The sequence below is a fragment of the Bacteroidota bacterium genome (genome assembly GCA_016718825.1).
GTDB lineage: Bacteria > Bacteroidota > Bacteroidia > J057 > JADKCL01 > JADKCL01.
In genome coordinates, this window is the sequence record JADKCL010000001.1 from 336,978 (window position 1) to 350,202 (window position 13,225).

Genomic DNA, 13,225 nt, shown 5'->3' on the forward strand with positions numbered 1-13,225 from the left:
GCTACCCAATCACACTTTATATATGTGCGCTGCCTATTCCACTGCCCAAAAGATCTTGACCCGCGCCGAATTGCAGCGCAGGATTTTGGTCTGGCGCCTCAAAAATAGCAAAGTCGTCTTCACCAACGGCTGTTTTGACCTGCTGCACCTCGGACATGTCGATTATTTGGAGAAGGCCCGCGCCCTCGGCGACTATTTGGTCCTCGGATTAAATTCCGACGCGTCGGTCAAGCGCCTCCAAAAAGGCTCCGAACGCCCGCTCCAATCCGAGGAGGCACGTTCACGCATCATGGCTGCTCTCCAATTCGTCGACGCCGTCTGCATTTTTGACGAAGACACCCCCCTTGATTTGATTCTTGCCATTCGACCTGACATCCTCGTCAAAGGCGACGATTACAGCCTCGACAAGATTGTCGGTGCCACCGAAGTCCAAAGTTGGGGCGGCGAAGTCCAAACCATTCCGTTGGTGCAGGGCCATTCCACGACCAACATCGTCCAGAAAATCAAAAACGCTTCCAATGGGTAAATTCAGTTTACGTCTCGAAATCGGCGGAAAAACCTTTGGCGTGGTTCAGCCCGGAATTTGCATCGCGATTCCGCTGAATTTCAACGGTCCGCAGCCCAATACCTACGGCGTCGCCCCCGCGCATGCGCAAGCCTACGCCTCCGGGGGATGGGTGGGCGACACCCGCCAAGGCGGCTCCTGCAACTTCGAGACCTACACCTTCACCCCCCATTGCAACGGCACCCATACCGAATGCGTCGGGCATATCGTGGACGAGCGCTTGCGTATCCACGAGCAGTTGCAGGAAAGTTTGATTCCCGCCACCCTCATTTCCGTGACGCCTAGCAAGGGCGCAGACACAGCCGACAATTACGATCCGGCATTGAATCCCGACGACCTCGTCATTGACCGCGCGATGTTGGAAGCTGCATTGAAGGAAACGGAAACGAGCTTTCACGAAGCGATCATCATCCGCACGCTGCCCAACTCCGACGACAAAAAAAGTCGGGACTACATGCAGCAAACGCCTTCATTTTTTACGATCGAGGCCATGCAATACTTGGTGAGCCTGCAATTGCGCCATCTGTTGGTGGACATGCCCTCGGTGGATCGGCTCTTCGACGAAGGCAAATTGAGCGCCCACCATATTTTTTGGAACCTGCCCGCAGGCAGTCATTCTGCGAATAATCAACCCCAACAAGACAAGACCATCACCGAGATGATCTACGTCCCCGCGCAAATCGCCGATGGAAAATACCTACTGAATCTGCAAATTGCGCCCTTTATGGCCGATGCGGCACCGAGCCGTCCGGTTTTGTATGCTTTGAATCCTGCATAAGATGTCTGCAAATACCTCCACCTTTCGCCTCGACCGCGCCTTTGCCCAGGAATTGGATGCCCGGGATCCCTTGGCGGCATTCCGGGACAAGTTCCATATCCCCAAAATGGCCGATGGCCGCGACCACAATTATATGTGTGGCAATTCACTGGGGCTGCAACCTAAGTCCGTGCGCGCCTTTGTGGAGCAGGAATTGGCAGATTGGGAAAAACTCGGCGTCGAAGGCCATATCCATGCCCGCAATCCTTGGTTGCCTTACCACGAATTTCTCACGGCGTCCATGGCCAAAGTCGTCGGCGGACAGGAGAATGAAGTGGTGGTGATGAACAGCCTCACGGTCAATCTCCATCTGCTGATGGTGAGTTTTTACCGTCCGACCCAGACAAGGCACAAGATCATCATCGAGGCGGATGCATTTCCGAGCGACCGCTACGCGGTGATTTCGCAGATTCAGTTCCATGGCTTTCGATCCCAAAACCTCCCTGATCGAATTGCGCAGCAAAAGCGGTCATCCGGTGATTCCAACCGAGGAAATTTTGGAGGTGATCGCCCGCGAAGGCGATTCTGTGGCCTTGGTGATGCTCGGCGGCGTGAATTATTATTCCGGCCAAGCCTTCGAAATGCAAAAAATCACTGAAGCCGGCCATGCAGTGGGTGCCAAAGTCGGATTTGACCTCGCGCATGGTGCAGGCAATCTTCGTTTGAAACTCCACGAATGGGGTCCGGACTTTGCCTGTTGGTGCGGCTACAAATACCTCAACAGCGGCCCGGGAGGCCTTTCCGGCATTTTCATCCACAACCGCCACGCGACCGATTTCAGCATCCCGCGTTTTGCCGGATGGTGGGGCCACAACAAAGCCAACCGTTTTAAGATGCCGCCTTACTTCGAACCGCTGCCCGGTGCCGAAGGCTGGCAACTCAGCAATCCGCCGATCTTGGCATTGGCTGCCTTGCGCGCCTCCCTCGAAATTTTTGAAGAAGCCGGCATGGACGCTTTGCGTGCCAAATCCGAATTGCTCACCGGCTACCTTGAATGGCTCATCCAGCAAAAAAATTCGAATGCCAATATCCGCATCATCACGCCAAACGATCCTGCGCAACGGGGCTGTCAGCTGAGTTTGCAAACCCTCCACAATGGGCGCGAGATCTTTGACCGGCTCACCGCTGCAGGCGTCATCGCCGATTGGCGCGAACCAGATGTGATTCGGATTGCGCCGGTGCCCTTGTATAACCGATATGTCGATGCTTGGGACTTTGTGGATTTGCTCACCACGAATTGAAAAAGTCTATTTGCGAATATTGTCTTTGCCCTCGGGAAGGTAGTATAGCCATCCGAAGCCGATAAAAAAGATGACTGCGGAAGCCACAAACGCGGGAATCAAAATTTCCGTGTCATTGTCGAGGGCGTTGTTGAGCGCCGCATACATCAGCCAAATCTGAAGGCTGATATTGAGAATCAGCACAACAATCAAGGAACTTAGCATGATGCCAGCCTTCGCCGAACTCACGTTGTTTTGGTTTTTTCTAAAATTGCTCATGGCGCGAATGATTGAATTTTAAGGATAAAATCAGGCTTTCCTGAATTCTCTGACATACAGGCCATCGGCCTTGGTCAGGACTTCCAGCTTAGGCAAGGCACGGGGCGGCGGACCCGCAAGCACTGCGCCCGTTTCCGCATTGAAAAATCCTTCATGGCAAGGACAGGCGATTTTTCCGGTTCCTTTCGCATAAAAGACGGCACAAGAAAGATGGGTACACTTCTGCTCGTAGGCGTGGAAGCTGCCGTTTTCCAAGTGAATCATTAAGTACGGAATGCTGCTCCCTTGAATCACAAAGGAGCGCGTGCCCCCAACAGGAATATCTTCTGGCTTGCAGACAAAATGCTCGGCGTCTGATGTTTTGTGCGGAAAAAGGAGGGCCTCAGCTGCAATTACGCCGCTACCGATCATCAATCCGCCAGAAATAAAGGTCAGGAACTTAGCGAAATCCCGCCTGCTGATCAGTGATGCATCTTGCTTCTTGATGGGGAAGTCGCGCTTCCAGCTTTCGTTGTCGTTTTCGTGACTTGACATAGCGTATCTGCGTTGGGATTATTCAATGACCAATTTGGTGCTGCCTTTGGGCATCATGAGATTCACTTTGGTGCGGACAATTTCTTGACCAAATTGAAATGTGTTGACGGGGCTGCTGTTGGGACGCAAAAGGGCAAGCTCCTCGCGTGTACCAAAATAGAGGGCACCGCTTGGGCATACGGTCGCGCACATGGGTTTTTTGCCGATACTCGTTCGGTCGTAACACATGTTGCACTTCATCATCAAGTCGTATTGCTCCATTTTTTTGGGTACGCCAAACGGGCAAGCCATCACGCAATTGGAACAACCGATACACCGCTCGGTGTTTGCGGTATGGACAATCCCAAATTCGTCTTTGGAAATGGCGTCGGCAGGGCAGACATTGGCGCAAACTGGATCCTCGCAGTGCATGCAGACTTGTACGGTTGTCTGAATACTTGCCGCGCGTTCCACATAGTTGACGTGGATCATGGACTCTTGTCCATTGGTCTCGCATTCGGCGCAGGCCATTTCGCAGGCTTTGCAGCCGATACAGCGTTGCATGTCTACAAAAAATTCCAAGCTACTGTTCATGCTTTTTTCTTGATCTGGTCAAACGCTGGCATACGCCTTGGTGTCCTCAGCAGGATTTTGAAATTGACCCATTGGTTGCAATTGGCAGGCACAGACCTTGAACTCAGGAATCTTTGAGACCGGATCCAAGGTACCTGGTGTCAATTGATTGACCGATTTTTTCCCCGGCCAATGGTAGGGAATAAAAACGGTGTCTTTGCGGATCGTCTCGACGATATTGGCTGGAAAGATGCCTTCGCCGCGCCGTGTAACAACGCGGACAAGTTCTGATTGGCGAATGTTAAACCTCGCTGCCAATTCCGGATGGATTTCAAGCAGTGGTTCAGGATATTGATTGACCAATTTCCCAATGCGGCGTGTTTGGGTGCCACTCAGGTATTGGGAAACAACTCTGCCCGTCGTCAAAATCACGGGGTATTCGGCATCTGTGACCTCACCGGGTAGCTTGTAGGGTGCCGGATTAAAGTGCGCTTTTCCGTCTGGCGTTTTGAATTTGCGGTCCTCCCAAAGGCGTGGCGTTCCTGGATGGTCTTCCGAAGGACAAGGCCAAAAAATGCCCATGTTGTCCTCGATGCGCTTGTAGGTGATCCCAAAATAGTCCGCAGTCCCTCCTTTTGATGCGACACGCAATTCGTTGAATATCGCCTCACTCGATGCGAAACTGAATTTGTCTTCGGCCCCCAGGCGCTTAGCCAATTCGAGAATGATGCTCGTATCCGTTTTTGCATTGCCGGGAGGTGTGACCGCTTCCCGAATGCGAATTACCCTACCTTCTGCCGATGTCGTCGTCCCTTCTTCTTCCTCTTGCAGCGATCCGGGCAGGATGATGTCGGCATGGCGCGCAGTTTCGTTGAGGAAGAAGTCGATGCAAACGTAAAATTCGAGTTTCTCGAGGGCCTCTCGGACGTAGTTGCTGTTGGGCAAGGATACGAGCGGATTGAAACAGATCGAAAGCAAGCCTTTGATTTCCCCCCGGTGAATGGCCTCGATGATTTCATAGGCTGAGAGTCCTTTGCGGGGCAATTCGCTTTCTTGAATGCCCCAAACGTCAGCAATGTATTGGCGGTGTTCGGGGTTTTCAATATCGCGATTTCCGGGGAGTTGGTCGCATTTATGCCCGTGCTCACGGCCGCCTTGGCCATTTCCTTGGCCGGTAATCGTGGCGTAGCCACAATAGGGTTTTCCAATTCGGCCTGTTGCCAAGACAAGGTTGATGCATCCCAAGACATTGTCCACGCCTTTGGAATGGTGTTCAATGCCTCTGGCATGCAACAGGAAGCTGGTTTTGGCTTTGCCCCAAAGCTCGGCTGCTTGCCGGATTTTGTCCTTGTCAATGCCAGTGACCTCTTCGGCCCATTCCAAGGTGTATTCGGAGACGGCAGCAAGCGTAGCATCAAAACCCGAGGTATGCTGAGCAATAAAGTCGTGGTCAAGCAGGTCGTGATCCACCAAATACTTGAGCATGGCGCCGTAAAGGGCAGAATCGGTTCCTGGGCGCACATCGAGGTGAAGGTCTGCGGTGCGTGCCAATGGGATCATCCTTGGATCGATCACAATGAGTTTCGCGCCGCGGTCGCGGGCTTTCCAAATCCAGTGCGTCAGCGTTGGAAACGTCTCGCTTACATTCGCCCCTGCCACAATGATCACCTCGGCATATTCCAGGTCGCTGTAGTTGTTGGATCCACGGTCCAATCCGAAGGCCTTTTTGTTCCCTGCGCCAGCGCTGACCATACAAAGCCTGCCGTTGTAGTCCAAGTTGCGGGTTTTGAGCGCGACCCGGGCAAATTTGCCCATGAGGTAACTTTTTTCATTCGTCAGTGACACACCCGAAAGCACTGCAAAGGCATCGTTGCCATTGGCATGTTGAATGCGGGTGATCTCATCAATGACCCGATCGTAGGCTTTTTCCCAAGTCACCGGCACAAATCCTACGCCTTGTGCACGCTCCAAAGGCTCCAACAAGCGATCGGGATGGTTGTTTTGCAGGTAACGTTGCACGCCTTTGGGGCAAAGCCTTCCTTCGTTGAACGGAAATTCCATCCACGGCTCAAAACCAACCACTTTGTTGTTCTTCACCAACAATTCGATCCCGCACTGCATACCACAGAAGCAGCAATGGGTCTTGACCGTTTTGTCGGGCTCATCCCGCCCAGGAAAGCCATCCTTTGGCGTGAAGTTGAGATGGGGCCCAAATGCCTCAATGATTTTTTCTGGTGAAACTGGTAGTCTAGCCATAATTCTTCTTGTTTCGGTCCTCAACCAAAAAAACTGCCGCTTTCTTGACGGGCTTTGAGATGGGCGCGTGCAATTCGGTCCCGTTTTCCCTCTGGGCTGTAGTCCAAGTGGGAGCTTCCATCTTTCAGTGTAAAGTCAAACCCAAGTTCCTTCGTGACGATTTTTAGATCGTCGATATGCGTTTGGGTCGCAAATTCCTTGCCCGTAAACTTGCAAGTGGCCATCCCGCGTCGCATTCCTTCCATGCGATAGATTTTCGCACCAATCTGTGCAGGCCGTTGGATGATGTGGAAGAACTTTCCAAACGGAATCCAAACCAAAAAGAGGATGACCAACACAGCATGAAACACGGCAAGGAAATCAAAGGCAAAGCCTTTCATAAACTGATAGGAATAGGTGAGCCCAAGGCCCGTCACCGAAATTCCAATCAGCAGCAACAGGGGTAGCAGGTCTGATTCAAAGGTCTGTGTTGCGATCAAACCCGGCTGCATCAACCGCCTGCGGAGGTAGTAGATCGAGCCCAAAATCACCAACCACGAGGACCAATTGAGGGCGTGGAAGGTCATAAAGGCTGTGAAAGAGTGCAGTTTGAAGCTAAACGCCTCCAAGCCAAAGACGTGTGCTTGGTAGATTTCCGTAGAACCAGGAGCAAAGGAAAAGTGAACCCATCCAAAAGTCAATGGAATGGTGATCATAAAGGCCGAAATACAGCCCGAGGCAATCATAAAGTGTGCAGCCCAGCGCATCGGTCCCCGTCGGTAAATGAGCCGTTGAAGCGCGATATTTTTAATGCTCTCTTGGACGATTTGCCCGAGGTAGAAGAAAGTTCGCCCTTGGATGAACAGTTGAAAGCCACGCTTGAAATACATCCAGGTCGGTGGGCGCTGTAGCCATACGGTATAACGATAGACCACACCGAAACACGCGAAAATCGTCCCAAAAAGGTAGGTAACAAGTGCTGCATCAAAATTTTGGAGTTTCCGTGATCCTAGGAAAACCAAGGCAACCAAGGTCAACGTCGCCAAGGTCGCGATCACCAAAGCCCGCGTATTCAGTTTGGAAAACATGCGTTACGTCATAATGGGACGAATGGCCCCGCCTAAACAACAATAGAATCAACGACATCTCTTGACAACACAAATGTTGTCAGGAGGGATCGTCAACTATCCGCATGATACAGATCAATCTAGGAGCTTTTTCAACGCTTTCTTCGATCAAATCGCATTTCTGCAAGACCCCGCAAAGCTAGGTCAATTCTCGACCATCGTCAAGAATTTCGGATAGCCCTTCTCTTGAGAGACTGACTATCAAGGAAAATAAAAACATGATATATCTCATATTTACTGAACGTGCCGCTTGCCATCCCAACCGGCTTCAAGCGGAAGCATGGGTTATTGCACGAAGATGCGTTGTGCGACGACTCCGTTAGCCGTTTGCACGCGCACGATGTAGGAACCTCGCGCAATGGATGCAGGTAGCTTTGCATTGAACTCATTTCCATTCCCTTGGAATTGAATGATTGTTTTTCCCATTAAATCCATGATCGCAATGTTTTCCATCATGGAGTTGGCAGGCAAAATGACTTTGAATTCGCCGCCGTTTGGATTTGGGAAAATCTGAAGGGTAAGCGCCGCAAAGGGATCGCGGACGCCAATGATCGTGGTATCAATTCTGGGGGCAAAATACACCGCCATGTTGCGGGTCCGCGTCCAATAGTTGTCCAATTGATGCCCTCCCAGTGCTGGATTGCCCATTTGCGTCGCACAATCGGCGTTGTTGGTGGTAAATTCGGCGAGGTAGTCGGGCACCGAATCTCCTGCCAAAGCAAGCGCGTCTATCATGGCTTTGATGTCACTGCCGCCGGAAACGAAGGGACGGTTCAGGATATAGGCACAATTCGCCGGCCACAGCGTGGCGCAATAGGCGTAAGTCGCGAATAGGCGATTTCGGCCATAGGGCACGATCAGGTCAGCCGGCTGATGAAAAAGGTACAAACAGGGGATTTCGGCATCGTTTGCATTCGCAGCAAAGAGATTGTTGAACATGCCGCCATAAAGATCGCCGACCCCACGGATGCGGTAGCTATTTGCGGTTGGATTTAAAGTACCCTCGAATGAGCCAAGATCAGGTCGTGCAAGCACAAGGGCGGCATTGGTCGTTCCGGTACCATACCGCACGAGGCAACCCTGCTCGTACCGGACGTTAGGCAATGGCGCATTTGCAAGAGATCCCACGCCTGCAGGTTTTTCAGAGGCATCATCCATAAATCCAACGCCCATTGCAATGAACGCACCGGCACTTTCGCCGACCACAAAGATGTTTTGCGGATCAATGTTATAGTCCGCGGCATGGATGACCAAGTAACGAAGCGCGCCTTTGGCATCTTGAATGCCACGGTAATAGGCACGGGTCCATTCCAGCGTGTCGGTTTGGTTGAGGCAATCCCATTCGACACCTTGTATAAAGGAGATGTTGCAATGCCAGTCCCCGGCGGGTTGAAACATGCCAAGGCGGTAGTCAATCGCCGCCGTGACATAGCCGCGTTTGGCAAAATCCTTGCGCATCGCAACAATGCCGGGATCATTTTTGGTTCCCGCCATGAAGGCGCCGCCATGGATCAATATCATCAACGGACGGCCATTGGGTGGTGGCGTATCATTCGTCGGAACGGAAATGTCCATCGTCAAAGTCCGCGTCACGCCGCCAAAATCTACGTCCGCACCATATTGGAGGGTCGTGTCGTGGTATTGGTAAAGGGTATCGACGAAGGCCTGGGCGGTTGCCGAGCCAAGGGTGCAAAGGAGGATAGCGAAAAGGAGGGTGAATTTTTTCATATTTAAAAAATAGGGCTCTGGAATTCTATTCCCTCAAATTTAGCCAAAATTCCATTTCGAGAATACCGTGATGGATATCCAGCCCTATGAACGAATTAGCCAACCAAGTTGAATAGATGTAGGTTGTCACTGACCTAAAGGCCAACTCCTTCTTTTACCCATGCTTGGCGGTAGGGATCAACTTGCCTTTTTGCGGCTTCGAGTGGGGACTAAGTCCGCACGCGCCCCGCAGATCCGCATCCCCTGGAGCACCGAGCAGCTGTTCAACCTGTTTTCTTCCTACCAACTCACCTAAATCATTTCACATTTGCTCCGTTCAAACATAGCCTCTAAATTTGGCTTGGATTGGATTTTTGCCGTTTCTGGTGATTGATCGAACTTTGTGTTGGTCAATTGCCTTAGAATGAATGATTTCCAGCCGCGGTATTCTTAACTTTGTAGCAATGACGCTAGGATACGTACTCATTATTATCGGTCTCGCACTGTTTACACTGCTCACATGTGCCGCCTACGCGGTTTACGCCGAGCGCCGTGTCTGTGCTTTTATTCAGCAACGGGTCGGTCCCAACAGGGTCGGACCTTGGGGTTTGCTCCAACCGCTGGCAGACGTTGTCAAGCTTCTTTTGAAAGAAGACATCGTCCCCGCAGCCGGTGACAAGCTCATCCACTTTTTGAGTCCGGTCATTTCCGTCACGATTGCCTTGACCGCATTCGCAGTGATTCCTTTTGGCTCCGACGGTGAAACCATCATCGCCATTGCCAACGTGAACATCGGCGTGCTCTACATCTTGGCACTCACATCCGTCGCCGTTTACGGAATCACCCTCGCCGGTTGGAGCTCCAACAGCAAGTACGCCCTCATGGGTGGTTTGCGCAGTTCGGCGCAGATGATCAGCTACGAACTTTCGATGGGTCTTTCCGTTGTGAGCTGCGTGTTGCTGACCAACCTGCTGGCCAAAGATTCCGGCGAAGGTTATTTGAGCCTCGTCACCATCGTCAATACGCAAGCCGAAACCGGCCTCTGGAACGCCTTCATCAACCCTGTCGGCTTCCTGATTTTTGTCACTTGTGCATTCGCAGAAACCAACCGTACGCCTTTTGACTTGGTCGAGGCCGAGCAAGAACTCGTCGGTGGTTTCCACACAGAATACAGCTCGATGAAGTTTGCTACGTTCTTCTTGGCTGAATACCTCAACGTGATCATCGCTTCGATGTTCATCACCACGCTTTTCCTCGGCGGCTTCCACGGACCGTTGGAGAAAAACGTCTTCCATGTTGCAGAATGGAGCGGCGCTTTGCAGGTGCTCTGGAGCATCGGTTGGTTTATCGCAAAAACATTTTTCTTGGTGTTTGTGTTTATCTGGGTACGTTGGACCCTGCCACGCTTCAAATACAATCAGTTGATGAGCATCGGTTGGAAAAGCTTCCTTCCTGTGGCCATCTTCAACCTGATGTTGGTCGCGCTGGCAGGCTACCTGATCAAAATTCTTTGATCGGTGTTGGCTTTCAGGTCTGGGACGTGCGTATGAAAGGAAATAATTGTTGAATGGAATCTAATTTCTCAGACCGCGTAAAGGACGTGATCTCCTACAGCAGAGAAGAAGCACTGCGGTTGGGACATGACTATATCGGACCCGAACACTTGCTCCTCGGCCTCATCCGCGAAGGTGAAGGCAAAGCCATTAAAATTTTGGTGCAACTCGGCGTCGACTTGAACAAGTTGCGCAAGAGCATCGAAAATGCCATCAAAGGCACCATCACGGTGATCAACCTCAACAACCTCCCGCTCACACGGCAGGCCGAAAAGGTCCTCAAAATCACCTACCTCGAGGCAAAACTCGACAACAGCACATTGATTGGCACCGAACACTTGCTGCTTTCCATCCTCCGGGAAGACAGCAATGTCGCTGCACAGATTCTTTCCAAGTTTGGCGTGACTTATGATGTTTTCCGCGCCGAATTGGAAGAAAAGGAAGACTTTTCATCATCCTCAAGTACCAATTCCCCTAAAATGGCAATGACCAATGAGCCCACCGATCCACAGGATGTCGGTGCAGGCGACCGCCCAAAACGTACCTCGAAGTCCAAGACTCCGGTGTTGGACAACTTCGGGCGTGATCTCACGGCAATGGCCGAAGAAAACAAGCTCGACCCTATCGTCGGGCGTGAAAAGGAAATCGAACGCGTAGCCCAGATTCTGAGCCGCCGCAAAAAGAATAATCCCGTTCTGATCGGCGAACCGGGTGTGGGCAAGACGGCGATCGCGGAGGGCTTGGCCCTGCGCATCGTGCAGCGCAAGGTGAGCCGCGTGCTCTTCAACAAGCGCATCGTCACGCTCGACATCGCTTCCCTCGTGGCAGGTACCAAGTACCGTGGCCAATTTGAGGAGCGTATGAAGGCCGTCATGGCCGAGCTGGAAAAGACCCCGGATGTGATTCTCTTCATTGACGAATTGCATACCATCGTCGGTGCAGGCGGCGCTTCGGGTTCGTTGGATGCCTCCAACATCTTCAAACCGGCCCTGAGCCGCGGCGAGATTCAGTGCATCGGCGCCACCACCCTCGACGAGTACCGTCAGTACATCGAGAAGGATGGCGCACTTGAGCGTCGTTTCCAAAAGGTGATCGTGGAACCCACTTCGCCCGACGAAACGATCCAAATCCTGCACAACATCAAGGAAAAATACGAGGATCACCACAACGTCAACTATACCGACGACGCCATCAAGGCTTGCGTGACCCTCAGCGAACGCTACATCAGCGACCGTCACTTCCCTGACAAGGCCATCGACGTGCTCGATGAAGCCGGTAGCCGCGTGCACATCAACAACATTCAGGTTCCCAAGACCATTTTGGAATTGGAAGCCAAAATCGAAGAGGTGCGCGTCCTGAAAAACAAAGTGGTCAAAAGCCAGAAATACGAAGAGGCAGCCCGTCTGCGCGATCAGGAGAAAAAACTGATCGAGGATCTCGAGAAGGCCAAACTGCTCTGGGAAGAAGAATCCAAAACCAAGCGCTACAACGTCTCCGAAGACGATGTGGCAGACGTGGTAGCGATGATGACGGGCATTCCCGTCACCAAGGTTGCTGCCGGCGAAGCGAGCAAGCTCGTTTCGATGGAGCAGGAACTTAAGCAAGTCATCATCGGCCAAAACGATGCGATCGAGAAATTGGTCAAGGCCATCAAACGTTCGCGGTTGGGTTTGAAAGACCCCAACAAGCCGATCGGCTCCTTCCTCTTCCTTGGCCCTACCGGCGTAGGCAAGACGGAGATGGCCAAGGCCCTCGGCCGTTACCTCTTCGACAGCGAAGAGTCGCTCATCCGTATCGACATGAGCGAGTACATGGAGAAATTTACGGTCTCCCGCCTCGTGGGAGCGCCTCCCGGATACGTCGGCTACGAAGAAGGTGGTCAACTCACGGAGAAAGTTCGCCGCAAGCCGTATTGTGTGATCCTGCTCGACGAGATCGAAAAGGCTCACCCAGACGTCTTCAATATCCTGCTGCAAGTGCTCGACGACGGCATTCTGACCGATGGTTTGGGTCGCCGCATTGACTTCAAAAACACGATCATCATCATGACCTCCAACGTCGGTGCACGCGAGGTCAAGGAATTTGGTTCGGGTGTCGGCTTCAAGGCCAGCACCACCCAGGCATCCGACAAGAGCAAGAGCCTCATCGAAGGCGCGCTCAAGCGGGTTTTCCGTCCGGAGTTTTTGAACCGTGTCGACGATGTGGTGTTTTTCCAGCCTTTGGAAAAGGAGCATATCTTCAAGATCATCGACCTGCAATTGGCCAAGGTTTTCAAGCGCATCAATACCATGGGCTTCGAGGTGAAACTCACCGACAAAGCCAAGGATTACATCGCTGACAAAGGCTTTGACCAGCAATTCGGTGCCCGTCCGCTGAACCGCGCGATCCAGAAGTATCTGGAAGACCCGATCGCGGATGAAATTCTGAAGGGACTGAACGAAGGGGACGGAATTATCGCCGACTTCGACGAGAAAACCTCCGAAATCAAAATCAAGATCAAAAAGGGCAAAAAATCCAAAGGCAAGTCCGAGGATGAAGTCCCTAGCAAGGAAGAAGGCGGCGAATAAGCTGTCTTCACTTACGAAAAGCAACAATTGCCCTCCCAGTGAGGGCAATTTTGTTGAGTATTGCTTTAC

The 13,225-nt window shown here is 52.0% G+C and carries 10 protein-coding genes and 1 pseudogene; 5 read left to right on the top strand and 6 right to left on the bottom strand.

Translation table 11 applies throughout. The features are described from left to right. Positions 1-22: 22 nt before the first annotated feature. The 3 genes and pseudogenes from rfaE2 to kynU all read left to right on the top strand — a co-directional run bounded on the left by rfaE2 (position 23) and on the right by kynU (position 2,623). Complete coding sequence (gene rfaE2, locus IPN95_01405) at positions 23-526, top strand: D-glycero-beta-D-manno-heptose 1-phosphate adenylyltransferase (GenBank protein MBK9448078.1); 504 nt, start codon at positions 23-25, stop codon at positions 524-526. Beyond that, positions 519-1,343 carry a cyclase family protein gene (locus IPN95_01410; protein ID MBK9448079.1) on the top strand — a complete coding sequence of 275 codons (825 nt, stop codon included), beginning with the start codon at positions 519-521 and terminating at the stop codon, positions 1,341-1,343. The genes rfaE2 and IPN95_01410 overlap by 8 nt, the downstream gene beginning before the upstream one ends. Before the next feature lies 1 nt (position 1,344). Next, positions 1,345-2,623, top strand: a pseudogene (kynU, locus tag IPN95_01415) (kynureninase). 6 nt (positions 2,624-2,629) lie between these two features. Here kynU and IPN95_01420 read toward each other — a convergent pair. From IPN95_01420 to IPN95_01445, 6 genes are all read right to left on the bottom strand, one after another. Beyond that, entirely contained in the window at positions 2,630-2,881 is a 252-nt protein-coding gene (locus tag IPN95_01420) for a hypothetical protein (protein ID MBK9448080.1), read from the bottom strand. Between the two features lie 30 nt (positions 2,882-2,911). Further along, the gene (locus IPN95_01425; GenBank protein MBK9448081.1) at positions 2,912-3,415 is read right to left on the bottom strand and encodes a Rieske (2Fe-2S) protein; all 504 of its coding nucleotides are present in this window, start codon (positions 3,413-3,415) and stop codon (positions 2,912-2,914) included. Between the two features lie 18 nt (positions 3,416-3,433). Then, the gene (locus IPN95_01430) at positions 3,434-3,988 is read right to left on the bottom strand and encodes a 4Fe-4S binding protein (GenBank protein ID MBK9448082.1); all 555 of its coding nucleotides are present in this window, start codon (positions 3,986-3,988) and stop codon (positions 3,434-3,436) included. An 18-nt stretch (positions 3,989-4,006) separates the two neighbouring features. Then, a complete protein-coding gene (locus IPN95_01435; protein ID MBK9448083.1) occupies positions 4,007-6,223 on the bottom strand; it encodes a molybdopterin oxidoreductase family protein in 2,217 nt (738 codons plus the stop codon). 20 nt (positions 6,224-6,243) lie between these two features. Further along, entirely contained in the window at positions 6,244-7,290 is a 1,047-nt protein-coding gene (locus IPN95_01440) for an MFS transporter (protein ID MBK9448084.1), read from the bottom strand. Between the two features lie 324 nt (positions 7,291-7,614). Then, complete coding sequence (locus IPN95_01445) at positions 7,615-9,057, bottom strand: carboxylesterase family protein (GenBank protein ID MBK9448085.1); 1,443 nt, start codon at positions 9,055-9,057, stop codon at positions 7,615-7,617. Positions 9,058-9,500: 443 nt separating this feature from the next. Between IPN95_01445 and nuoH the strand changes: the two genes are divergently transcribed. Both nuoH and IPN95_01455 read left to right on the top strand, forming a co-directional pair. Then, entirely contained in the window at positions 9,501-10,550 is a 1,050-nt protein-coding gene (gene nuoH / locus IPN95_01450; GenBank protein MBK9448086.1) for an NADH-quinone oxidoreductase subunit NuoH, read from the top strand. A 53-nt stretch (positions 10,551-10,603) separates the two neighbouring features. Then, positions 10,604-13,156 (top strand): ATP-dependent Clp protease ATP-binding subunit, encoded by a 2,553-nt coding sequence (locus IPN95_01455; GenBank protein ID MBK9448087.1) that lies wholly within the window; start codon positions 10,604-10,606, stop codon positions 13,154-13,156. The last annotated feature ends 69 nt before the right edge of the window (positions 13,157-13,225 follow it).